The following is a 23,309-nucleotide window of genomic DNA, read 5'->3' on the forward strand; positions in this document are numbered from 1 at the left end:
CGATAAGTGATTATGCCATCTTGTTAAATTTGCAGCTGGAAACTATCAGCTATTTTGCTGAGGGTCTACCCAACTTATGTTTCCATCTGCTCTTTTATAGACCACGTTGATACCACCGTGTTTGGCACTTCTAAACAACTGAATTGGTTGATTAGAAAGGTCCATCCGCATCACCGCTTCGCCTACAGACATGGTTTCCACCTCTGCCGGCATTTCAGCGATGATAATTGGATCATCGTGTTCCGGTTCCTCATCTTTCGTTTCTGGCTGTAATACATATTGTTGTACAGCCATAATTTCGTTTTCACTACGCCCTTTATGGTCCCGCAATCTGCGCTTATAACGACGCAAACGTTTGGTCACATGTTCATGTGCCTCGTCATAGGCCCCATAAGGGTCTGTGCTATGACCTTGGCCATGTACGACAATTCGTTTGGATACGTGAACATGTATATCCACAACGAATTCATGTGCCTCTTTGGTGATCGTTACGGTGCTATCAACTGTATTGTCAAAATACTTTTCGATAGCGTCTGGTAGACGATCTTCAATATGGGTACGCAAAGCATCCCCAACATCCATTTGCTTGCCGTTGACTTGAAGCTGCATATCAGTGCTCACTTTTCTTGTTATTGATTCGACAAGATCAATGCCGTCTTTCCTATAACTCAGGTGTGCACTTGGCGTTTAGTTTTGCCAGCCCAACCTTTGCTGCCAGTAAGAATTACCAGCTCGATGCAAGTAGCGTCAGGCGATTTGCGGTCCCAATTTCATAAACATCGTCAATTCTTTCGTCGATGCGCTAATGGCCATGATGAAATCGACGCCGGAACCTACAGACGCTACGGTTATAAGTCAAGCATCGTCTGCAAATATAGTTTCGCAAGAAATAACCCACTCTGTAAACATAAATCGGGGTTATTTTATTGCTTTTTTGGCTGTCTATTTTGAAAGCTAATGATTCCGTGTGCTTATCTTGTAATAACGTATTTTACCGGATTTCAAATCACTAGATGGAACGAGTTTATCCAGATAAGGGATTTAAAGTTTCTTCTTTTTTTGGCGACGTCTTTGAACAGAAGACGGAATATTCATTGCTTCGCGGTATTTGGCGACAGTACGGCGGGCAATATCCATACCTTCGCCTTTTAAGATTGCTACAATCTTGTCATCAGAAAGGACTTTCTTAGGGTCTTCTGCATCAATAAGTTTCTTGATGCTGTGTTTTACTGATTCTGCTGAATGAGACTCGCCAAAGCTGTTTGTGCTGGAAATCGCAGAAGTAAAGAAATACTTCAGTTCAAAAATACCACGAGGCGTTGCGATATATTTGTTGGATGTAACCCGACTTACGGTGGATTCGTGCATTTCAATTGCTTCGGCAATATCACGTAACACCAATGGTTTGAGATGAGAGACACCATATCGGAAAAAACCATCTTGTTGGCGTACAAGTTCAGTTGATACTTTCATGATGGTTTGTGCCCGCTGATGCAGACTTTTTACGAGCCAGTTTGCAGTTTGAAAACGTTCGTTCAGATAATCTTTATCATCTTTGCTTCTCGCTACAGCACTGATTGTACCATAATAGCTTTCATTGACCAAAACACGTGGCAAGGTTTCAGAGTTGAGGTCAATTCGCCATCCCCCCTCTGGCGTAGGACGCATCAAAACATCTGGAATCACAGGTTCTGCAACAATGGTATCAAATTCAAGAGCAGGTTTGGGGTTCAGAGCGCGGATTTCTGCGACCATTTCCAACAAGTCTTCATCATCTACACCGCATAAGCGTTTTAACGCGCGGGCATCTTGATTGGCCAATAAATGAAGGTTGTTCAGCAGCCTCTCCATAGCCGGGTCATATCGATTTTGATCTTTTAATTGCAGCGCTAAACATTCTTTGAGGTCACGCGCGAAAACGCCAGGTGGATCAAACTGTTGAAGTGTTTCTAAAACAGTCTCTACCAATTCTAAATTGCATCCTAGGTTATCTGCGGCATCTTTTAAATCACCAGTAAGCCAACCGCTGTCATCTAAATAATCAATCAGATACAGAGCAACCATTTTTTCTGCATTCCCGAGATTACTCATTTGCATCTGTTCTATCAAATGATCGCCTAGAGATTTATTTTCGCTCAAAGTTGCTTCTAGGCTGCTAACATCGTCGCTAAAATCTGATCTTCCACCACTGCCAGTTCCATTATATAGGAGTGAAGATTCATATCCGCCGCCTTCTACCGCACCTGCACCGGCATAATCTCCATCATAGGTATTGCCATAATCTGCATCTAATGGGGTGTCTTGCCCATCACCAGATATATTCCCGCTGCCCAATAGGTCTGAGCTGTCAAAATCTTGTGCATTTTCGGAAGGCGCTGCGTCTTGTATTTCTGTGGAAGGCTGTTCGGCGGCATTACGCAGGGGGTCCGCTTGCCCTTCATCGCGTTCCAGCATCGGGTTTTGTTCGAGTTCTGATTCAACAAACCCGGCCAGCTCAGTATGTGACATTTGCAACAATTTAATTGCTTGTTGCAGTTGTGGTGTCATTACCAGCGACTGTGATTGCCGTATGTCCAGTCTTGGACCTAAGTCAGCCATTATTACCCCTTAGTTAACGCTTTAAAGTCCTAGCGATCAAATTCGTCACCAAGATAAACTCGTTTCACTTCTTCATTGCGAACGACCTCATTAGGTGTTCCTTCCATTAACACCTTGCCACCATGAAGAATATACGCACGATCAACAATTCCCAATGTTTCTCGTACATTATGATCAGTTATCAAAACTCCTAATCCACGATCTTTCAAATGACTAACCAATTCACGGATATCTCTTACTGCGATGGGATCAATGCCAGCTAATGGTTCATCAAGTAAAATAAAATGTGGCTGGGTTGCAAGAGCACGTGCAATTTCAAGGCGTCGACGTTCGCCACCTGAAAGAGCGACCGATGGGCTACGACGAAGATGGGAGATTGAAAATTCTTCCATTAAAGATTCAAGCATGGTTTCTCGTTCATCGCGACTTCCACCAACCGCTTCAAGAACCGCACGGATATTTTGTTCCACAGTCAAACCACGGAAGATAGACGCTTCTTGAGGAAGGTAACCAATCCCCATGCGTGCACGACGATACATCGGCAAATCAGTGATTTCCTGACCGTCGAGGGAGATGACGCCTGCATCAGCGGGAATAAGCCCGCAAACCATATAGAAGCATGTGGTTTTCCCGGCGCCATTTGGTCCCAGAAGACCAACGGCCTCACCACGTTTCACATAGAGAGAAACATCTTTTAGAACAGGTCGTTTCTTATATGTTTTGCCTAGGTTACGAATTTCTAAACCTGCCGCGCCCGGCATATTTATAGAGTTACCAAATGTTGAAGTTTTTGAAGTTGTTGCTTTTTCCTGTGAAGGAAATGGCACCATATCTTCTTGCTCAAGAGAGCCTTCTTCGGTTTTAATATCTGCTGTTACTGTATCCAAGATAGGAGTCACTTCTTCAAGAGGATTGGAAGGATCAAGAGATGGTGTGTCTTTACTGGATTGCAAGACGGTTGGAATATTGATTTCCAACTCATTTCTTTCCTTATCTTTTTCCTCTTCCAGAATATCAATCTCAGTTTCTTCCATAGTAGGTAGCTTAGCTTCATCTAACTTTATAAGATTCTTTGATAATGTTGCTTCTGCAGTTGCGGATTTACCTAGCGTTAAATCATCGAGTTTGCCAGCACTCGGTGGCGGTAATATGTCCCCGGATGGCGACGCTTCTATTTGTTCGGTTTCGTCTGATTGATCGATTTTGAAGGCAGGTGGCGGTGGTGGTGTCACGGACAAATCATGAGATTTTTCAAGATTTTCTTTTAAAATTTCACCTGGATTTTCGATGTAGGGCTTGGAAGGATATTCTTCTTTAGCAACTTCAATTCTACTCAGGATATTTTGAATATTCTGACTTAAATCCTTGTCAAGTAAAGGGGGGGCTTCTTTGTCTTGGCTGTCAGCAGTACTATCCTCAACTTCCGATGTTTGGTCGTTGATTAGAACTCTTTCTTCGATGGGGTCCTCTACGACTTCTTTTTCTTGCTTTGGAGGAATTTCCTGCTCTAAATCTAGAGAGGCACGTAAGGCACGTCGAGCTTCAGCAAAGGACTGTTCCCCGCGACTTTCATTTGAATCGCGTTCATTCAAGCTTTGCTGTGTCTTGGATCTTTTAAGATCCTTACTGTCATTTCGGCCTTTGAACCAGCTCATTATTTCGTATCAACCCTTATTGAAGGAGAAGGTGTTACCTTCAAGATAGCATTCTTCTGAACAGTATATAGCTGCTTCGTGTCAAACGACAATGTGTAATAAGCAAAAACTATACCGAATTTGATTTTTTTTGGATTATTAGGTGTGCTGTAGAGAGTTAGGTGCTCAATTACTGTTCAAGATCAAGCCTTTAACACGGCTATTGCCGCCAAGTAGCTTGCTGCGTCCTGTTTTCATATTTACTTCTGCGCATTCACCATTTAATTGGTTTTCTCCACGAGAAATTTTTACATTTCCGCATAAGGTCGCAATTTCTTTTTGAAGGTCGTAAACACCTTCTCGACCAGTCACAATTTCTGTTGGTGTTGAGATATGGACGCCGCTTGTGGCATCAATACGGGTTACTTCATTTTTACCGGTAGTGGCATTCTCTCCGATGAAGGCAGTCATAACACCAGCTTGCATGCGTTTGTCTTCACTGATTAATAAGGCATCGCCACGTGCAACAGCGATGTTTTTTTGAGACCAAAATTCCAAAGCATCACGTGCGGTGATTGTGGCGCGTGGATCAATAAGGCGCAGGTTTTGCCCGACCAATACAGCAACTTGTTGTTGCATATGGAATGCGCCTCTATCTCCATAAGCATTAGTGTCTTGCTGATTTACAACAACAGACCCTTCAGCATCGATACGGTGAACGTCTTGTTTATCATCGGCATTGGTTCGATAGTGTGCGATTAACTCATCAGAGGTGATATTTAAGTCACCTTGTTTTGCAATCGCATTGCCAATTGCCTTGTAATAACCTTCTTGCTTTCCGGGTTCTTGCACCCACTCAATTCCATTGTCAGCTTCGATCTCGACGGGTTCGTTGGATTGGTCCTGTTGCAGGTTTGCTGTTTGCGCAAAAGCATGCATATGAAAACTTGCCAAAAACATACTTAGGGCAAGGAAAAAACTGTTCCAAGTGTTACGTTTCGGTTGGTTTGTCATAAAATCAATCTCTTGTATTCTTAATTACTTATTCAAAGTGAACATTTTAGTTCTTTTTATTGGTTGTGTCGTTGCCGGCACCAGTGAAGATGACTTTAGATTTTCCAATTAAATCTATTCTCTCACCACCATTATGAATATGCAGGCCTTCCGCCTCTATGTAAATATCTTGGCCCACGCCTTCTACGGGAGCATCGGTAAAGCCACTACGATTTTTTAGGTCGACGCTCATCCTTTCTGATCGGAATTCTAGGCCCTGATCTTGAAAAGCGTTAACGCCTCCCCATAATTCAAGCATGTTCGTGTCTTGATACATGCGTCCTTTAGGGGCTGTGACAGCATACCAAGCATCATCTGCCCATAGAATATCACCTTTTGGTTCTTCTAAATCAATGACTGGTTTGTCTGGGTCGTTTTGTATCGCCCGATCTGCGGTAATTGTATAAGGTGAGCCTTTGTCGCCGTAGCCACCGTAACTTGCATCAAAGACCTGTAATTTTGTACTATCAATATCGGGATCGTCATTGAAAATATTAAAGTCTTCGGTTTTTTGTAATAAGGGCCAAAGAATTATGCCTGCAACCATTGCAAGTGCAATTGTTGGCAATATGACCTTCATAAAGGAAACAAAGCGGCCATAATATGGGTTTAGGCGCGTAGATTTTTGACTTAATCGAATAGAAGTTCCGCGTCTCAAATCAGGACTATAAGATGGGGTATGCATATTATCCCTCTGTCTCTTATCCGTGTTTGAAATATCGCTCATTCATTTGCCTGCAATATAAATTTGATTAAGTAAACTCTTGCCTTGGTATAGACCCAGAGGCTTCGTGCATGCAAGCTTAAAGCCGCATGAAATATGGAATATTTAAGATTGCATCAAATTTTATACAGTTTGTAGTGATCGATACGAAAGCGTTTGTTTATCGGATATTAGACAACACCCGCCCGAAGGAAGTCATGCACATGGGCAATACCAACAGGTTTTTTATCATCTGTTACGAAGACGGCTGTAATTTTTGACTTATTCATTAGTGTTAAGGCTTCTGCTGCCAAGCTATCGGGAGTTATCGTGACGGGATCGGAGGTCATGATTGAATCAGCAGATTGATCCAATAAATCCGGTGCCATGTGTCGACGTAAATCGCCATCTGTTACGATGCCGGAAAGGTTGCCAATTTCGTCAGTAATACCAACACATCCAAATCTTTTTTCGGCCATGATAACAATTGCATCGCGCATTTTAGTTCCGGAACCACAAAGGGGCAGCTCATTACTTTCATGCATTAAATCTTCTACGCGAAGTAATTGTTGACCCAGCTTTCCGCCAGGGTGGAAAGTATGGAAATCCTGCGCGGTAAAACCTTTTCGTTCCATTAAGGCAACAGATAATGCATCGCCTAAAGCCAAGGCCATTGTGGTGGATGTTGTTGGGGCGAGTCCCATGGTTGCGGCTTCCGGCATGGTTGGTAGGATAATCGGAATATCGGAATTTTTCGCCAATGTACTTCCAGTTTTTGAGGTGATACCGATCATAGGAATTGAAAAGCGTTTTGCGAAATAAATTAGATCACTTAATTCTTTGGTTTCCCCAGAATTGGAAATTGCAATGACTGCATCTTCATTGGTGATCATGCCTAAATCACCATGACTTGCTTCACCAGGATGGACAAACTGGGCGGGCGTGCCGGTTGATGCCATGGTTGCCGCAATCTTGCGTCCAATATGCCCACTTTTGCCCATGCCAGAAATAATTACACGCCCTTTTACATTGTAAAGCATGGTGACAGCGTCACTGAAGTCACCGTTCAGGCTTTCCGAGAGGGCAGATAAAGCTTCGCTTTCAAGTTTAAGAACGCGACGTCCTGCATTTACATCTGTGGTTTTTTGATCAGACATGTTTCTTATTTCTTGTTTTATAAATTGAAAAGGTGAAGCGAGGTTTCCCAATATTAGTGATGGAAAATATCCATTTCTTCCCAACCGCCTAAATCAAGTGCCGCACGTTCTGGTAGAAATTCAAAACATGATTGTGCTAATTCCATGCGATTTTCACGTTCAAGCATCATGTCTAACTTTGCTTTTAGGGCATGAAGATGGAGTACATCGCTGGCGGCATATTCTTTTTGCGCATCCGTTAACTCGGCCGCAGCCCAATCAGATGATTGTTGTTGTTTTGAGATTTCAACGCCTAGCATTTCACGACAAAGAACGGCCAAGCCATGGCGATCTGTGTAAGTACGAACCAATTTAGCTGCAATTTTTGTGCAATAAACCGGATTGGAACGAACACCTAAATGTTTTTCCAGCATAGCAATATCAAAACGCCCAAAATGGAACAGTTTGGTGACGGTTTCATCTGCCAACAGCTTTTTCATATTGGGTGCATCATATTCATCTGCCTTGAATTGAACTAAATGACAATCGCCATCACCTGCTGACAGTTGCGCCAGACAAAGACGATCGCGTACCAAGCTTAAGCCTTGTGTCTCTGTGTCAATTGCTACGATTTTTCCTAAATCCAAACTGTCAGGTAAATCACCTTGATGCAGATAAATAGTCACGCGATAATCCTTTAAGAAATGCTGAGTTTGATAGAAAAACCAAGAATATACCAGTTTTTCCTGAGAAACCAGCCCCTGCAATTCAAAGATTGCACAAGAATTAATGTTGCTTGATAGTTTTCTTGGGATAGCAGAATATTAGAAGCGTTAAATCGAATATCAATGAAATTGGGGGCAGCAGTTTCCCTATACGCATTTTATCATGCGCTTTATGTACCTAATCTTGTCCCCGCTTGTTTAACTACGGGTTGTTGACCTATTTTGGGATAGATATTTTCTTGACTCAATCTATATATCGAGATATTACGATATATAGATTGTTTGTTAGGAGTGATATTTATGGATATGGAAAAAGCTGTTTCGGCATTGAATAATCCTATTCGTCGACAGATTTTACATTGGCTGAAAGACCGATCCAATTTCCCGCCGGCCTTGCCGGAACATAAAGACGCAGAAGGTGTTTGTGTGGGATATATTCAGGAAAAGGCCGGTTTATCCCAATCCACGATTTCGGCTTATATGAATGCCTTGAAGCAAGTGGGGTTTGTCGAGGCTGAACGTCATGGGCAATGGACATTCTATTATCGAAATGAAGAAAAAATTCAGGAATTCCTAAATGCTATGAGCAACGAATTATCGATATCCTGACGTCGCAATAGTTTTCTAAAATCAAGGAGTTGAATTATGATTGAGCAACCATTGAAGTTGCCAAACGGCACCCTATTGAAAAATCGCATTGTAAAATCCGCCATGTCTGAAGCCTTGGCAGATGCGCATAACAATACGACCGACGGGCATATCAATTTATTTGAAAGATGGGGTGAAGGCGGGGCAGCGCTTTTGATTACTGGCAATACACCCGTGGATCGTTGGCATCTGGAACATGCGGGTAATTTCGTGCTGGATGAAAAGACGGATGCTGAACAGACCAAGCGCTTAACAGCAGCAGCGAAAAAACATGGGGCAAAAATTCTAGCGCAATTGGCTCATGCGGGCCGCCAAGTGCCAGAAGCGATCAACCCGACACCCTTATCTGTTTCGGAACTAAAACTGGATTTACCGGGATATGGGCAACCCAAATCCGCAACGGAAGAAGAATTACAAGCCACAATAGCGAAATTTGTAACCTCTGCTGGCTTGGCGAAAGATTATGGATTTGATGGGGTGCAAATTCACGCCGCTCACGGCTATTTATTAAGTTCTTCCCTCTCCCCACGGATAAATATGCGTGATGATGCATGGGGTGGCTCTTTGGAAAAGCGCGCGCGTCTGGTTCTTTCCGTTGTGCGGGCGGTACGTGAAAAAGTCGGCAAAGATTTTATCGTCGCAGTGAAGCTGAATTCATCTGATTTCCAAAAGGGTGGTTTTAGTCACGAAGATAGTATCGAAACGGCAAAGATGCTTGAAAAAGAAGGGGTGGATTTCATTGAAATTTCTGGTGGGAATTTTGAAACACCTGTGGCCTATGCCCATAAATCCAAGCAGGAAAGCACAAAAATCCGCGAGGCCTATTTCCTTGAATATGCAAAAGACATTAAGGCAGCGCTAGATATTCCGGTGATGGTGACTGGTGGATTTCGTTCACGTGAAGTGATGGAAAATGCATTAACAAATGGCGATGCGGATTTAATCGGTATCGGACGTCCCTTTATCATCGATCCTGAATTTCCGAGCAAATTATTCACAGGCGACATGGATATGATTCCGGCGGTAGAACGGGATTTCCCACCTGCCCAAGATTTGCCAAGAGGCGCGGTTTTAAACTGGTTCTGTCATCAACTTGCCTTGCACGGCACCGCCGGGGACTCGGATTTATCCGTGCCTGTGGTGGAAGGGCATGAGAAATATTTGGACTATATTGAAACCTCAACTAAGAGATTGCTGGAAACCAGAGGACAATAAGCGCATTAGTAACATTTGAAAAAGCCGCCGCATATTCCAGAAGCACGGACGTACTGATCGAAAAGATAAAAGCGCTATATCCAAGATACAGCAATCTGGCTTCTTTAGAACCCAGCGCCAAAGTCATAATGGGCGAAATGGAGTGGTAATTTTAGTTTTCCAAAGCTCACAGGATCTCTGAAATTGGCTTAATTGCTACTCTCAGAGGTCGCAAATCTAATCAATGAAGCATTAGTGTTTCTGGTGATCGTTTAACAGGGTAGATTTATGAATAATCTATACCTTTATTTGTCAGCTTTATGTCTTCTACATCTTTCTGAACAATATTTCACATCATCCCACACTTTACGCCATTTCTTTCGCCAGCTGAAGGGACGTTTACAAATAATACAAGTTTTCTGGGGAAGGTTTTGTTTTTTCAATATCAAAACTTTAGGTTAAGGCCTCAAGGAAGCTTTCGCTGTCTCTTGCGATTGCCTGTTTCTTTTCATCGTTCATGCGATCATATGTTTTGTACATCATGCCTATTCGATGATTGGATTGAAGTTTTTCGCGATTACGAGAAAGAAAATCCCAATAGAGATAATTGAATGGGCAAGCATCTGGTCCATTTTTCTTGGTCACTTTGTAGCTACAGTTTTGACAATAGTTTGACATTTTCTGGATATAACTGCCCCCCGCAGCATAAGGCTTACTTGCAAGGAAGCCGCCATCTGCAAATAAGATCATACCAGTTACATTTGGTAGCTCGACCCATTCATAGGCATCGGCATAAACAATCATAAACCATTCGTTCACTTCGTCAGGGTTTATACCAGCGAGTAAAGCAAAATTTCCAAGCACCATTAACCGTTGTATGTGATGTGCATAGGCATTTTGTTTAGTTTCAAGTATGCATTGGCGCAAACAATTCATCTTTGTCTGTGCAGACCAATAAAAGGAAGGGAGTGATGCTTTTGCGTTAAAGAAATTTTGTGTGCCATAATCCGGCATTTTCAACCAATAGATACCACGTATATATTCACGCCAACCCAGTATCTGTCGAATAAATCCTTCTACAGCATTAAGCGGAGCATGACCTTTGTAATAGGCATGTTCAGCCGCGCGGATACATTCTAAAGGTAACAAGAGGCCGCAGTTCATATAGAAACTTAGATGGGAATGATACATCCACGGCTCGTTCTGTATCATGGCGTCTTGATAATCTCCGAACATAGGTAGTCTATGTTGGATAAAATGTTCAAGTACCTTCAGAGCTTGTTTGCGATCCACTGCAAAGTGAAAAGGTTTCAGATTACCGAAATGATCACCAAAGTATGAATCAACAAGATCTAAAACGTCGATTGTTATCTGATTTTTTTGGATCTTGAAAGGACTGGGGATAGATAGGGTGTCAGCAGGTGGTTTACGATTTTCGCTATCATAATTCCACTTCCCGCCAACGGGCATACCATTATCCATCAGGATATTATATCTTTTTCGCATATCTCGATAAAAATATTCCATCCGTAATTGTTTTCGATCTTTTGCCCATTGTGCAAACTCGTTTGGCTGGCAAAGAAATCTGGTGTCGGGTCTGATTTCAACTGTTATAGAAAGCTTGTCTTCCCATCCCAACATCTCAGAAAGCAAACGATATTCTCCTGGGAAAGTCAGAACGATATTCTCAATCCAATAGTTCTCGGTTATCCGTTTAACCTCGCCAAAGAGCGTTCCCGTATTATCGGCAGCGTCTATTTTGACATATTGGATATTAAAAGAGTTATCTTTTAGTTTTTTTGCAAAATGCCGCATGGCAGAGAAGAGAAAAGCGATCTTTTTCTTATGATGTTTTACATATGTTGCTTCACCTATGACTTCGCACATCAAGATCATGTCTTGATCTTTACGAAACCCCTCAAGGCATGAAATTGTTTCAGACAGTTGATCTCCCAAAATAAGATGTAAATTCCTGCTCATAATGGTAGCTCTCCTTGTTGAGCATTTCGCGAAGGTTGCTTGCGTTGGCGTATGGATCGACTCTGTTTTCTGCTGGCATGTTTTTTTACTATGCGTTGTGCAGTTTCTTTATGTGTTCGGTTTTTACGTAACCCATATAGTTGTGATGCAGCTGATTTGCGTGCTTCTGCTTCGTTTATGATTGGCATTGGATATCCGTTTAATTGAGACGGCATTTTCCAAGGTGTATGAATATAGTCATTATCCATATCTATTAATTCCGGAATCCATTTGCGTATAAAAATACCATCAGGATCGTGGTCAAGACCTTGCTTGATAGGATTGTAAATGCGGATACTATTTATACCGGTTGTGCCTGATTGCATTTGGACCTGGCTATAGTGAATACCTGGTTCATAATCAGTGAAGAGTTGCGCCAGATAAAGGGCGGGTTTTTGCCAATGAAGCCATAGGTGATAGCTGGCGAAGCTCATGAGCATGGCACGCATGCGAAAATTCAGCCAACCCGTTTCAATTAAAGCCCTCATACATGCATCGATCATTGGAAATCCGGTCCTACCTTCTTTCCAGGCAAGAAAATAGGCTTCATTGAAAAAATCTTGGCGTAAATTGTCATAAGCGGGATGCATATTTTTAAATTCGATGGAAGGATCATCTTCTAGCTTTTGTATAAAATGACAATGCCATCTCAATCGGCCAGAGAAAGATCGTATGGCGCTTGGCCAGCGACCTTTTCGATCTTTGGATAATTCTTTGAGCTTTTGTTTTCGTCTTTCGACAGCTTGAAACACTTCTTTGATGGAAATTGTCCCAAAAGCAATATGAGGAGATAAACGCGAACAGCTTTCATAGGCGGTAAGGGGGGAAGACATCTCTTTGGTGTAGCCTTCACCACGTTGATGTAAGAAACTATCCAGTAGGTGAATAGCTTCTTTTCGTCCACCAATGTTATCCTTGTTTTGAAATGAAGTATTTAGGGATAGTTCATTCGGACCCGGTATTTGATCACTTGCAATCTTTAAGGAGCAAAGTTTAGAGGGTGGATTTGAGACGTTTTCGCGCATTGTCTTATACCAGCGTCCAGACCAACCATCACGATCTTTCAAGTAGCGGATAACACCGTTTTGTGTTGGTTCATGCCAAGTAATGTGTTTTTTTTTACACCAATCTTTGACTTCAAGATCGCGTCGATATGTCCAGTGGTTCCAAGTCTCTTGATGGGAATAAATGGATTTAATCCCAAATTCATTATGCAGTTGCTGAAAGACTTCTGTTGCTGACCCAACCTTGATGATCAGGCCTTGGCCCAGCTTGGTTAAGGATTGGTTCAAATCCAAAAGACAATTTTTTAAGAATTGAAAGTGTTGAAAACTCATATCCGGCTGTCGCCACAAGTCTGGTTCAAAAATGTACAGTGGAATAACGGTTTCTGTTTCTGCTGCCCATGAAAGGGCCTTATGATCATGAATGCGCAAATCGCGTTTGAACCATACAATATTCATTGCGCAGGATACTTTAGATCAGGAAAGTCGTGCTTTGATGAACGGCCAGAAACGCGCTTCCTCCAAAGGCGGAAGCTTTTTGGTTTCAGATTTCTTTGCATAATTGTGATAACATCTTTTTCGGAGAGGTTTGTTACCGCTTTGATATCATTAAAAGATGTTTTGTCACACCAAGCCATCTCTATGATTTCGCTAATCAGGGTGGATTGATTTCTGACATCAGCCATCGTGTTATTGCTCCATGGGTCTATATCTTATTGCTTGTAGTAAGATACGACGATAGAGGCGTTTCAGATGACTTAAAGCTTGAAAATCATCGAAGTGAATATTTGAAACATTTGAAGGGGGATTCGAACGCTTGACGTGTCTAAATGGTGCCCTGAAGAAGACTCGAACTTCCACGACCATACGGTCACTAGCACCTGAAGCTAGCGCGTCTACCAATTCCGCCACCAGGGCAGCACCATTTCGTTGGGAGCGCATATGTGCTGATTTTGACGGTATTTGTCAACATTGGAAATTTGCCCATTTATAAAAAATTTCCTTTATGAAAAGGCTGTTAAGGTTGGCGAAATCATCTTTTCCAAGTATAACCTCGTATAACTAATTATATTGTGATCAGATCAGAGCATTCTGGGGAGTGAAACATGGCTTTTAACGGCAAGATGATCGTTGTTTTTGGTGGGTCCGGTTTTGTGGGCCGTTATGTGGTTCGTAAACTGGCTGCGCAAGGTTGGCGTGTGCGTGTGGCAAGCCGCGACCCGGAAGCGGGCCTTTATCTAAAAACCACGGGGGATGTGGGCCAAGTCACACCTGTGCAAGCCAATATCCGTAACGAAGCTTCTGTTCGTGCGGCGATTGAAGGTTGCGATGCAGTGATCAATCTGGTGGGTATTCTATATGAATCCGGCAAACAGAAATTTGACGAAGTGCAGGGCAATGCGTCTGCCCGTATTGCCAAAATCGCCAAAGAATGCGGCGTAGAAAACTATGTTCATATGTCTGCTCTTGGTGCTGATGCCAATAGCAAATCCAAATATGCACAATCAAAAGCCGCCGGCGAAGACGCTGTGCGTGCTGTTTACCAAGATGCGGTGATTGTGCGCCCAAGCGTGATTTTTGGCCCTCAAGACGGTTTCTTTAACCGCTTTGCTTCTATGGCGGCAACAAGTCCGGCCCTGCCTTTGATCGGGGGTGGTAAAACTAAGTTCCAACCTGTTTATGTGGGGGATGTTGCCGAAGTCATCGTGCGTGGTCTGGATGATAAATCCATGGCGGGCCAAACTTATGAGCTTGGCGGTCTTGATGTATTGTCTTTGGAAGAAGTCTATAAGGTCTTATTAAAACAAATGGGCAAGCATCGTGGTCTGGTGCCGATGCCACTGTTCCTTGCAAAGATTTTGGGTTCTGTGTTGAGCTTCTTGCCTGTACCGCCAATGACCCGTGATCAAATGATCCTGTTGGAACGCGATAATGTAGTGTCTGGTGATTTGCCGGGCTTGGCTGATCTGGGGATAGAGCCAACAACCATCGCATCTGAATTACCACATTACATGAATAGATATCGTAATGGTGGTCAATATAACCCGATCACACCATCCTAAGGATACAAAGATGCCTCATTTTCGTATTGAATATTCCCGTGATGTGGAAGAGCGTCACGATATTGGTGACGCTGTTAAAAATGCGTTTGCCGCAGGTGTGAAAACAGGGGAAATGACCGCAGATGCCTTAAAAGTACGTGCGACTCCTTATGATCATCATATGATTAATGTGGATGGTGGTAGCTTTGTGCATATGACAGTTTACCTTCTGGAAGGCCGCACCGTGGAACAGAAAGATAAGATTGGTAATATCTTATTGGAATCTCTTTCTGAGTCATTTTCAACTGTGACATCTGTCAGTATTGATTTCCGCGATATGGAAGCAGCCGCTTATAAGAAGCGCGTTCTATAAGGTCGTATTGAATTTGATAAAACAAAAAGCCGCTGGGAAATCTTAGCGGCTTTTTTATGTTTAATAATAGATGTAATACAATAGGTATCCGCCAAGGGCGATGCGGTATAACACAAAAGGCGTATAGCTTGCCCGACGTAACCATGCCATCAGAACAATGATGGTTAGCCATGCGGCGAAGAATGAAATAACCGCTGCCAGAATTGCATCATAGGTCAGGGCCATATTGCCGCTTTGCCATAATTTATAGGCGCCCAAGCTGCCTGCGGCCAAGATTGTCGGGATTGATAGAAGCATGGAAAAGCGTGCGGATTCTGCGCGTTCCATCCCCATAAAGCGTGCTGCCGTCATGGTGATGCCGGACCGACTAGTGCCCGGGATAAGGGCTAAGACCTGCGCCAAGCCAATTACTAATGCAGATGGAATGCCTAAATGTTCGGTGCGGCGGATGGTCATGCCGACTTTATCCGCAATCCAAAGCAGAATGCCAAAGCCAAGGGTTGTCCAAGCTACAACTTTAATATCGCGCAGATATCCTTCCACATAATCATAAAGGAAGAAGCCTGCCAAAACGACAGGGATGGTGCCAATGATGATGTTGACGACCAATTTGCTGTCTTTGTTGGGGCGGAAGGTGGCAAGGCGGCCTGTTCCTTTGATCATGGTCCAGACATCTCGCCAGAAATACATCATCACGGCAAAGAGGGTGCCGAAATGAACGGCAATGTCCATGGTTAGGCCTTGATCTTCGGTACCGATAAATTCACCGGTTAGGTATAAATGACCAGAGGAGCTGATGGGCAGGAACTCTGTGATTCCCTGAACCAATGCTAAAACCAGAATATAATGAAGTGCCACGCGTAACTTACCCCAAATCGCTTCTGCGTAAAGAATGAATTGATTCTATATAACATGTTCGTTTGAGCTTGCATCCAGAATGTTAGAAATATTTAGTTCCAAAATGGTACTAAAATGTGATCCCAAATTTGTGATCATTTTAATGTGAGCGTCATTTTTTTGAAAATTTAAATATTTTAGTCAACAAAGTTGACCTATTTTGCATTTTTTACTGGATTTATGCGAATGATCGCGATATGACGGGGGCATCCAAAGAGGAATTGAGGGTAATAATACTTCAAACTCTATTGGGTGCTTGAGGGAAAATTCCTCAAAAATCACTTCTCTGATTAGAAAATTCAATGGGTAGACGTCAGGGAAGTCGGGGTTAAGAAAGAAAAAAACAACCACGGTCAGGAGCACTGAAATGAGCAAAACTATGCTGAAATTTGTGGATCGCGCACGTCAAATGCCGACAAAGCGTTCTGCAGAAGATCGTTCAAAGGATTTTGGCGAAATCTATGAAGGTTTCGAAGATCAAGAAGCAAAAGATCAATCTTCGCGTTGCTCGCAATGTGGTGTGCCTTTCTGTTCTGTGAATTGCCCGTTACATAATAATATTCCTGATTGGTTGATGATGACTGCCGAAGGGCGTCTGGAAGAGGCATATGAATTATCCTCCGCAACCAATACAATGCCGGAAATCTGTGGTCGTATTTGCCCGCAAGATCGTCTTTGCGAAGGCAGTTGTGTGATTGAACAATCGGGTCATGAAACAGTGACTATTGGTTCCGTTGAAAAATATATAACGGACACCGCTTTTGAAAATGGTTGGATTGAGCCAATCAAACCAATAATCGAACGTGATCAGTCTGTCGGTATTATCGGCGCTGGTCCAGGTGGCTTTGCAGCTGCGGCGCGTTTGCGTGGTATGGGCTATCAAGTTCATATCTATGACCGCTATGACCGTGAAGGCGGCTTACTTGTTTATGGAATTCCAAATTTCAAATTGGATAAATCCGTTGTGGCCCGTCGTGCGGATTGGTTGAAAGATAGCGGTGTGACATTCCATATGGGCGTTAATGTCGGTGTTGATATGTCTTTCGAAGACATCAAATCAAAACATGATGCGGTTGTGATTGCGACAGGTGTATATAAAGCACGCAATATCAAAGCACCGGGCGTTGGTTTGAAAAATGTATTACCTGCTTTGACCTATCTAACAGCGTCCAACAAAAAAGGTTTGGGTGATGCGGTTGAAGAATATGACAATGGTGCATTAAATGCCGAAGGCAAAAACGTTGTTGTTGTAGGCGGTGGTGATACTGCAATGGATTGTGTACGTACAGCCATCCGTCAAGGCGCAAAATCTGTAAAATGCCTCTATCGTCGTGATGAAGCTAATATGCCGGGTTCCGAACGTGAAACCGCCAATGCCAAAGAAGAAGGCGTTGAATTTGTTTGGTTATCTAATCCGGAAGCCTTTGTTGGTAACGACAAAGATGAAGTGACAGGTGTACGTGCGATTTCCATGCGTTTGGGGCCGCCAGATGCAACTGGTCGTCGTCAACCACGTCCAATCGAAGGTTCTTCCACTGTTCATGATGCGGACTTGGCTATTTTGGCGCTTGGGTTTGAACCAGAAGAATTACCAACTTTATGGAACCAGCCGGAATTGCCTGTAACCAATTGGGGCACCGTCAAGGTTAATCACCGTACATCTATGACAGATATGGATGGGGTATTTGCCATTGGCGATATCGTTCGCGGGGCAAGCCTTGTGGTTTGGGCCGTAAAAGATGGTCATGACGCTGCGGATAATATCCATAAATATATGCAAGAAAAAACAGCAGCTGCAGCTGCGGAATAAGTCGGGAAGAGTAGAGGATAACGTGATGAATAAAATCAACAAAGACCTGAATGTCGTTGAAAAACATGCTCTTCAAGCGAAATATCTAGCTGAAGAAGGCATGTATCTGCCAAATATGGAAACCGCCAATTGCGGTGTTGGTATGGTGGCGGCCCTTGATGGGGAAGCACGTCGTGATGTTGTGGAAGCTGGCATTGAGGCTTTACAACAGCTTTGGCACCGTGGTGCAGTTGATGCCGATGGTAAAACAGGGGATGGTTGCGGTATCCATCTGCAAATCCCACAAGAATTCTTTAAGGACCATATCCGTCGTATGGGTCAACAACCGGGTACAGGTGCCTTGGCGGTTGGTCAGGTTTTCTTACCACGCACAGACCTTGGTAAACAGGAACGCGTACGTGAAATCGTAGAAAGCGAAATTATCGGCATGGGGCACCGTATTTACGGTTGGCGTCAGGTGCCAGTGAATATCGGTGTGATTGGCACAAAAGCAAATGCAACCCGTCCAGAGATTGAACAAATCCTTGTTGAAAATGCGCTAGATGTGGATGACGCACAATTTGAGGTTGATCTTTATGTGATCCGTCGTCGCATTGAAAAAGCTGTTTTAGCAGAAAATTTAACAGAAGCTTATATCTGTTCTCTGTCTTGTCGTTCTGTGATTTATAAAGGCTTGTTTTTGGCGGAAGAATTGACAGCTTTCTATCCGGATTTATTGGATGAGCGTTTTGTATCCAACTTTGTGATTTATCACCAACGCTATTCTACAAATACTTTCCCAAGTTGGCCTTTGGCACAGCCATTCCGTGTTTTGGCACATAATGGTGAGATCAATACCCTGCTTGGTAACGTGAACTGGATGAAATCTCATGAAACACGCATGGATGATCCTGTTTTCGGCGAACATGTAGAAGACATCAAGCCAATCATCCAACCAGATAGTTCTGATAGTTCCGCATTAGACGCCGTATTTGAGGTATTGGTGCGTACCAAACGTCAATTGCCAGAAGTGAAATCCTTGTTGATGCCGGAAGCTTGGGAAAATTCCAAAGCTGTGCCACAGAACCACAAAGATTTCTATGCTTATGCAAATAGTGTGATGGAGCCATGGGATGGTCCGGCGGCGGTTTGTGCTTATTCTGGCCGCTGGTTATTGGCGGGTCTTGACCGTAACGGTTTACGTCCTTTGCGCTATGTGGTGACAGGTGATGGTCTTTTGATCGTTGGGTCTGAAGCGGGCATGGTGAAAGCGGATGAGAAAACCGTTGTTGAGAAGGGGCGCGTAGGTCCAGGTGATATGCTGGCGGTGAACCTTGAAGAGGGTAAGCTATATAATGACCGTGAATTAAAAGATATGGTTGCTGGCCTTGCCCCATTTGGGGATTGGGTGAAAAACATCACAACTCTGGAGCAGCTAGGTTCTGAACCTGTTGGTACCATCGGCGGTCTGGATAAAGCGGAATTACGTCGTCGCCAAGTGATTGCTGGTTGGACGATGGAAGAGCTTGAATTGATCTTGCAACCGATGTTGGAAGACGGCAAAGAAGCCACTGGTTCAATGGGTGATGATACGCCTGTTGCGGTTTTAAGTGAAAAATATCGTGGTCTTCACAATTATTTCCGTCAAAACTTCTCTCAGGTAACAAACCCGCCAATCGATAGTTTGCGTGAACGTCCGGTGATGAGTTTGTCCACACGTTTAGGTAACTTGGGTAACATTCTTGAAGAAGATGCCAACCAAGTGAAAATCCTGCAACTGGATAGCCCGGTTCTGTTGAATGGCGAATATGAAGCCATGCGTAAAAACCTTGGTGATACCGTTGCTGATCTCGATTGTGTGTTTGATCCCAAATCAGGCCCATCTGCGTTGCGTGATGCGGTCTATGCATTACAACAACAAGCGGAAGATGCTGTACGTCGCGGGGCCGCACAACTTGTGTTGACCGATGAAAAAGTGGGTCCTGACGCAGCCCCAATTCCAATGATCTTGGCTGTCGCTGCGGTTCATACCCATTTGGTAAAATCCCAATTGCGTACATTTGTTAGCTTGAACGTACGTTCTGGTGAGGCACTGGATGTCCATTTCTATGCTGTCTTGGTTGGTGTTGGTGCAACATCCATCAACGCTTACATGACTATGGAAGTCATTGCAGATCGTCATGCCAAAGGGTTGTTAGGTGATATCAGCCTTGAAAAGGCGATGTTGAACTACAAAAAATCCATCGGTGATGGCTTGTTAAAAATCATGGCGAAAATGGGTATTTCCATTATCTCATCTTATCGTGGTGGATATAACTTTGAAGCTGTCGGTCTGTCCCGCAGCTTGGTTGCGGAATTCTTCCCGGGTCTTCCAAGCCGTATTTCCGGTATTGGTCTATCTGGTTTGCAAAGCCAAGTGATTGCCCAACATGAAAAAGCTTATCTTGCCGCGGCAGCAACATTGCCAGTTGGTGGTTTTTATCGTTACCGTAATGGCGGGGAAAAACATGCTTGGGAAGCAGGCTTGATCCATACATTGCAAACGGCGGTTTCTACAGATTCTTATGCAACTTACCTGAAATATTCCAAAGGTTGTCATAGCGGTGCGCCGGTGAATTTACGTGATTTATTGGATTTTGAAAAAATTCAGGCACCGATTTCTGTTGATGATGTGGAATCTATCACTGAAATTCGAAAGCGTTTGGTGGCGCCGGGTATTTCCCTTGGTGCATTGAGCCCAGAAGCCCATGAAACAATCGCCATCGCCATGAACCGTATCGGTGCGAAATCTGACTCTGGTGAGGGTGGTGAAGATGCGAAACGTTATAAGCCCTATAAAAATGGCGATAACGCCTCTTCTGCGATCAAGCAGGTGGCCTCTGGTCGTTTCGGTGTGACAGCTGAATATCTAAATAATTGTAAAGAAATTGAGATCAAAGTTGCCCAAGGCGCAAAACCGGGTGAAGGGGGTCAGTTACCGGGCTTTAAAGTTTCTGGTGTCATCGCAAAACTTCGTCATGCGACAGAAGGCGTCACATTGATCAGTCCGCCTCCACATCACGATATCTATTCTATCGAAGATTTGGCGCAGTTGATCTATGACCTAAAGCAGATCAACCCAGATGCCTCCGTTTGTGTGAAATTGGTGGCCCGTGCGGGCATTGGTACAATTGCCGCAGGCGTGGCAAAAGCCCATGCGGATAGCATCATGATTTCCGGTCATTCAGGTGGTACAGGGGCTAGTCCACAAACATCCATCAAATATGCGGGTCTTCCGTGGGAGATGGGCTTGGCAGAAGCGCATCAGGTATTGAGTTTGAACGGCCTTCGTCACAAAGTACGCTTGCGTACAGATGGTGGTTTGAAAACAGGTCGTGACGTTGTAATTGCTGCGATTTTGGGTGCTGAGGAATTCGGTCTTGGAACTGCAACATTGGTGGCTATGGGTTGTATTATGGTGCGTCAATGTCACTCCAATACATGTCCGGTTGGTGTATGTACCCAAGATCCAAAGATGATCGATAAGTTCGTTGGCACACCTGAAAAAGTTGTTAACTTGTTCAGTTTTGTAGCGGAAGAAGTTCGTGAGATTTTGGCAGAACTTGGTGTGTCTTCTCTAAACGAAGTGATTGGTCGTACAGACTTGCTTCGTCAGGTAAGCCGTGGTGCAGCGCATTTAGATGACCTTGATTTGAACCCGTTACTGGCGCGTGCAGATGCAGGTCCAGAAGGCATGATCTGTACTTTGGATGGTCGTAACGATGTGCCTGAAACATTGGATGCACAAATGATTGAAGATGCAGAAAATCTCTTTGATCGTGGTGAGAAGATGCAACTTCAATATAACATCCGTAATACGTATCGTGCGATTGGTACCAAAATCAGTTCCAAAATCACTCGTCAATTTGGTATGGCGAAATTGAACCCGGGTCATTTGACCGTGCGTATGCGTGGTTCTGCAGGTCAATCTTTAGGCGCCTTTGCCGTACAAGGGTTGAAGCTGGAAGTGATCGGGGATTCAAACGATTATGTGGGTAAAGGACTATCAGGTGGCAGCATCGTGGTACGTCCAATCGCAACAAGTCCTTTAGAAAGCCATAAAAACACCATCATTGGTAACACATGTATGTATGGTGCGACGGCCGGAACACTTTATGCGGCGGGTCAGGCTGGCGAGCGCTTTGCGGTACGTAATTCTGGTGCGACAGCGGTGATTGAAGGCTGTGGATCTAATGGTTGTGAATATATGACAGGTGGTCGCGTGATGATCCTTGGTAATGTTGGTGACAACTTTGGTGCAGGTATGACAGGCGGCATGGCATTTGTGTTGGATCGTGATGGCAGCTTTGAAGAACGCATTAATCCGGAAACTATCGGCCTTTATAGCCTAGAGAATGACTATTGGGCGGATCAATGTAAATCCATGCTCGAAGATCATTATCGTGAAACACATTCCAAATGGGCAGATACATTGCTGTCTGAATGGGATCGTGTACGTGGCATGTTCCGTCACGTGGTGCCACATGAAATTCTAGACAAGCTGGAACAGCCTGTTGAAACAGTTACCCCAACTGTAGGAGCAGCTGAGTAAGAAGACCCCTTTTTACTCAATTAAAGTTGTTCTCTCAGAACATACTGGCCCTGTCTCTTCGGAACAGGGCCGTTTTTTCTTTTGAGATGAGATAAAGATAGATGCGTTATTCTTTGCTTCTATCATGGAAATCATCAAGCGCGTCTTGTAGGATTTTAGCGACTTGTGGTTTAGACTTTGGAACAGCAAGGTAACGTTGCACATATTCAAGTGGTGGTATCACCTCTTCAAACATGCCTTCTATATTTTGTTGTCTTGCGGCTTCTTCGAGGACATTTCTATCACCAATGATTAAATCGACCCGCTTATTGCGTAGTTTTTGCAACAGCATTTTGTTCGTGACCGTTGAATATTGCATATTTTCAATGCATTTCGCATCCTCAATGATTACGGGGTAGCGATAGCCAGAAATCGCCCCAATGCTATATGGCGATAGATCACAGATAGATTCCCAAGATTTTATTTTTGTATCACTTTTTCTGCCCCAGATAACAGTAGGGCTACCTTTCGGGGTGATTGGACCAACCAGATGATATTTTTTTGTACGTTCTTCGGTGTAACGCCATGGGATAGAGGCATCTACCATTGCTTTATCCGTTAAGACGATTGTTCGCTTCCATGGATGGGCCGTTAAGTTGAATTTGATTTTTTTGCTTTCCAAGGCTTCTTTTAAGGTATGCATAAGAATACCGGAAGCTATGCCATCACGATTTTGATAGGTGAATGGCGAAAAATCACCATCGTAACTGATCTCTAAAACTAATAAATTATTATCCGATGCTTTCCCAATATTAGGATTGAACACGGTAACAGTTACAAATAGTAGTGTCAGAAACCAAAATTTATAAATCATTGCATGTTTCATTGGTTTATCAATGCTGTCTATCTGTATTATAAGACTAC

Annotated in this window: 19 protein-coding genes and 1 tRNA gene; 6 read left to right on the forward strand and 14 right to left on the reverse strand. The window is 43.6% G+C overall.

Translation table 11 applies throughout. The features are described 5' to 3' along the window. Positions 1-45: 45 nt before the first annotated feature. The 7 genes from hpf to E1160_RS11790 all read right to left on the reverse strand — a co-directional run bounded on the left by hpf (position 46) and on the right by E1160_RS11790 (position 7,810). Positions 46-609 (reverse strand): ribosome hibernation-promoting factor, HPF/YfiA family, encoded by a 564-nt coding sequence (gene hpf / locus E1160_RS11760; RefSeq protein ID WP_155155387.1) that lies wholly within the window; start codon positions 607-609, stop codon positions 46-48. 432 nt (positions 610-1,041) lie between these two features. Beyond that, positions 1,042-2,598 carry an RNA polymerase factor sigma-54 gene (gene rpoN / locus E1160_RS11765; protein ID WP_155155389.1) on the reverse strand — a complete coding sequence of 519 codons (1,557 nt, stop codon included), beginning with the start codon at positions 2,596-2,598 and terminating at the stop codon, positions 1,042-1,044. Between the two features lie 29 nt (positions 2,599-2,627). Continuing rightward, positions 2,628-3,359: an LPS export ABC transporter ATP-binding protein gene (lptB, locus tag E1160_RS11770; RefSeq protein WP_235914127.1), complete on the reverse strand. Its 732-nt coding sequence runs from the start codon at positions 3,357-3,359 to the stop codon at positions 2,628-2,630. Between the two features lie 1,059 nt (positions 3,360-4,418). Continuing rightward, positions 4,419-5,246 carry an LptA/OstA family protein gene (locus E1160_RS11775; RefSeq protein ID WP_155155390.1) on the reverse strand — a complete coding sequence of 276 codons (828 nt, stop codon included), beginning with the start codon at positions 5,244-5,246 and terminating at the stop codon, positions 4,419-4,421. Positions 5,247-5,292: 46 nt separating this feature from the next. After that, on the reverse strand, positions 5,293-6,012 hold the full coding sequence (lptC, locus tag E1160_RS11780) for an LPS export ABC transporter periplasmic protein LptC (RefSeq protein ID WP_155155392.1): 720 nt from the start codon (positions 6,010-6,012) through the stop codon (positions 5,293-5,295). A 167-nt stretch (positions 6,013-6,179) separates the two neighbouring features. Further along, positions 6,180-7,145 carry a KpsF/GutQ family sugar-phosphate isomerase gene (locus E1160_RS11785; protein WP_155155394.1) on the reverse strand — a complete coding sequence of 322 codons (966 nt, stop codon included), beginning with the start codon at positions 7,143-7,145 and terminating at the stop codon, positions 6,180-6,182. A 53-nt stretch (positions 7,146-7,198) separates the two neighbouring features. Continuing rightward, positions 7,199-7,810, reverse strand: coding sequence for a ribonuclease D (locus E1160_RS11790; RefSeq protein WP_328597150.1), 612 nt, complete (start codon positions 7,808-7,810; stop codon positions 7,199-7,201). A gap of 339 nt (positions 7,811-8,149) precedes the next feature. Between E1160_RS11790 and E1160_RS11795 the strand changes: the two genes are divergently transcribed. Both E1160_RS11795 and E1160_RS11800 read left to right on the forward strand, forming a co-directional pair. Next, positions 8,150-8,458, forward strand: coding sequence for an ArsR/SmtB family transcription factor (locus E1160_RS11795; protein ID WP_155155396.1), 309 nt, complete (start codon positions 8,150-8,152; stop codon positions 8,456-8,458). 36 nt (positions 8,459-8,494) lie between these two features. Further along, a complete protein-coding gene (locus E1160_RS11800) occupies positions 8,495-9,712 on the forward strand; it encodes an NADH:flavin oxidoreductase/NADH oxidase family protein (protein WP_155155398.1) in 1,218 nt (405 codons plus the stop codon). 284 nt (positions 9,713-9,996) lie between these two features. Here the strand turns inward: E1160_RS11800 and E1160_RS11805 are convergent, their stop codons facing one another. The 5 genes from E1160_RS11805 to E1160_RS11825 all read right to left on the reverse strand — a co-directional run bounded on the left by E1160_RS11805 (position 9,997) and on the right by E1160_RS11825 (position 13,632). Continuing rightward, positions 9,997-10,140: a DUF2256 domain-containing protein gene (locus E1160_RS11805; RefSeq protein ID WP_218048870.1), complete on the reverse strand. Its 144-nt coding sequence runs from the start codon at positions 10,138-10,140 to the stop codon at positions 9,997-9,999. A 4-nt stretch (positions 10,141-10,144) separates the two neighbouring features. Continuing rightward, complete coding sequence (locus E1160_RS11810; protein ID WP_155155402.1) at positions 10,145-11,671, reverse strand: cryptochrome/photolyase family protein; 1,527 nt, start codon at positions 11,669-11,671, stop codon at positions 10,145-10,147. Continuing rightward, positions 11,668-13,173 (reverse strand): FAD-binding domain-containing protein, encoded by a 1,506-nt coding sequence (locus tag E1160_RS11815; RefSeq protein WP_155155404.1) that lies wholly within the window; start codon positions 13,171-13,173, stop codon positions 11,668-11,670. Before E1160_RS11815 ends, E1160_RS11810 begins: the two co-directional genes overlap by 4 nt. Further along, positions 13,170-13,400, reverse strand: a complete 231-nt coding sequence (locus E1160_RS11820; protein WP_155155406.1) for a TIGR03643 family protein — start codon at positions 13,398-13,400, stop codon at positions 13,170-13,172. Before E1160_RS11820 ends, E1160_RS11815 begins: the two co-directional genes overlap by 4 nt. A gap of 145 nt (positions 13,401-13,545) precedes the next feature. Then, positions 13,546-13,632 (reverse strand) — tRNA-Leu (locus tag E1160_RS11825). 188 nt (positions 13,633-13,820) lie between these two features. Between E1160_RS11825 and E1160_RS11830 the strand changes: the two genes are divergently transcribed. Together E1160_RS11830 and E1160_RS11835 are read left to right on the forward strand one after the other, a co-directional pair. Beyond that, positions 13,821-14,777 (forward strand): complex I NDUFA9 subunit family protein, encoded by a 957-nt coding sequence (locus tag E1160_RS11830; RefSeq protein WP_155155408.1) that lies wholly within the window; start codon positions 13,821-13,823, stop codon positions 14,775-14,777. A gap of 10 nt (positions 14,778-14,787) precedes the next feature. Beyond that, positions 14,788-15,129, forward strand: a complete 342-nt coding sequence (locus tag E1160_RS11835; protein WP_155155410.1) for a 5-carboxymethyl-2-hydroxymuconate Delta-isomerase — start codon at positions 14,788-14,790, stop codon at positions 15,127-15,129. A gap of 60 nt (positions 15,130-15,189) precedes the next feature. Here the strand turns inward: E1160_RS11835 and E1160_RS11840 are convergent, their stop codons facing one another. Next, positions 15,190-15,987 (reverse strand): undecaprenyl-diphosphate phosphatase, encoded by a 798-nt coding sequence (locus E1160_RS11840; RefSeq protein WP_328597151.1) that lies wholly within the window; start codon positions 15,985-15,987, stop codon positions 15,190-15,192. 406 nt (positions 15,988-16,393) lie between these two features. On the opposite strand from E1160_RS11840, the gene E1160_RS11845 reads away from it, so the two are divergent. Further along, positions 16,394-17,836: an NAD(P)-dependent oxidoreductase gene (locus E1160_RS11845; protein WP_155155412.1), complete on the forward strand. Its 1,443-nt coding sequence runs from the start codon at positions 16,394-16,396 to the stop codon at positions 17,834-17,836. Positions 17,837-17,861: 25 nt separating this feature from the next. Continuing rightward, positions 17,862-22,406 carry a glutamate synthase large subunit gene (gene gltB, locus E1160_RS11850; protein WP_155155414.1) on the forward strand — a complete coding sequence of 1,515 codons (4,545 nt, stop codon included), beginning with the start codon at positions 17,862-17,864 and terminating at the stop codon, positions 22,404-22,406. 106 nt (positions 22,407-22,512) lie between these two features. Here gltB and E1160_RS11855 read toward each other — a convergent pair. Continuing rightward, positions 22,513-23,309: substrate-binding periplasmic protein (locus E1160_RS11855; protein WP_218048871.1), on the reverse strand; the 797-nt coding region annotated here is incomplete at its 5' end.

It is taken from the genome of Curvivirga aplysinae, from assembly GCF_009711445.1.
Taxonomy (GTDB): Bacteria; Pseudomonadota; Alphaproteobacteria; order UBA8366; family Aestuariispiraceae; genus Curvivirga; species Curvivirga aplysinae.

Coding starts and splice junctions, on each gene's coding strand:
- E1160_RS11775 (WP_155155390.1), bottom strand. CDS start 5,246: ATGACAAACCAACCGAAACGTAACACTTGGAACAGTTTTTTCCTTGCC.
- lptC (WP_155155392.1), bottom strand. CDS start 6,012: ATGAGCGATATTTCAAACACGGATAAGAGACAGAGGGATAATATGCAT.
- hpf (WP_155155387.1), bottom strand. CDS start 609: ATGCAGCTTCAAGTCAACGGCAAGCAAATGGATGTTGGGGATGCTTTG.
- E1160_RS11795 (WP_155155396.1), top strand. CDS start 8,150: ATGGATATGGAAAAAGCTGTTTCGGCATTGAATAATCCTATTCGTCGA.
- gltB (WP_155155414.1), top strand. CDS start 17,862: ATGAATAAAATCAACAAAGACCTGAATGTCGTTGAAAAACATGCTCTT.
- lptB (WP_235914127.1), bottom strand. CDS start 3,359: ATGCCGGGCGCGGCAGGTTTAGAAATTCGTAACCTAGGCAAAACATAT.
- E1160_RS11810 (WP_155155402.1), bottom strand. CDS start 11,671: ATGAGCAGGAATTTACATCTTATTTTGGGAGATCAACTGTCTGAAACA.
- E1160_RS11820 (WP_155155406.1), bottom strand. CDS start 13,400: ATGGCTGATGTCAGAAATCAATCCACCCTGATTAGCGAAATCATAGAG.
- E1160_RS11785 (WP_155155394.1), bottom strand. CDS start 7,145: ATGTCTGATCAAAAAACCACAGATGTAAATGCAGGACGTCGCGTTCTT.
- E1160_RS11830 (WP_155155408.1), top strand. CDS start 13,821: ATGGCTTTTAACGGCAAGATGATCGTTGTTTTTGGTGGGTCCGGTTTT.
- E1160_RS11835 (WP_155155410.1), top strand. CDS start 14,788: ATGCCTCATTTTCGTATTGAATATTCCCGTGATGTGGAAGAGCGTCAC.
- E1160_RS11845 (WP_155155412.1), top strand. CDS start 16,394: ATGAGCAAAACTATGCTGAAATTTGTGGATCGCGCACGTCAAATGCCG.
- E1160_RS11800 (WP_155155398.1), top strand. CDS start 8,495: ATGATTGAGCAACCATTGAAGTTGCCAAACGGCACCCTATTGAAAAAT.
- rpoN (WP_155155389.1), bottom strand. CDS start 2,598: ATGGCTGACTTAGGTCCAAGACTGGACATACGGCAATCACAGTCGCTG.
- E1160_RS11815 (WP_155155404.1), bottom strand. CDS start 13,173: ATGAATATTGTATGGTTCAAACGCGATTTGCGCATTCATGATCATAAG.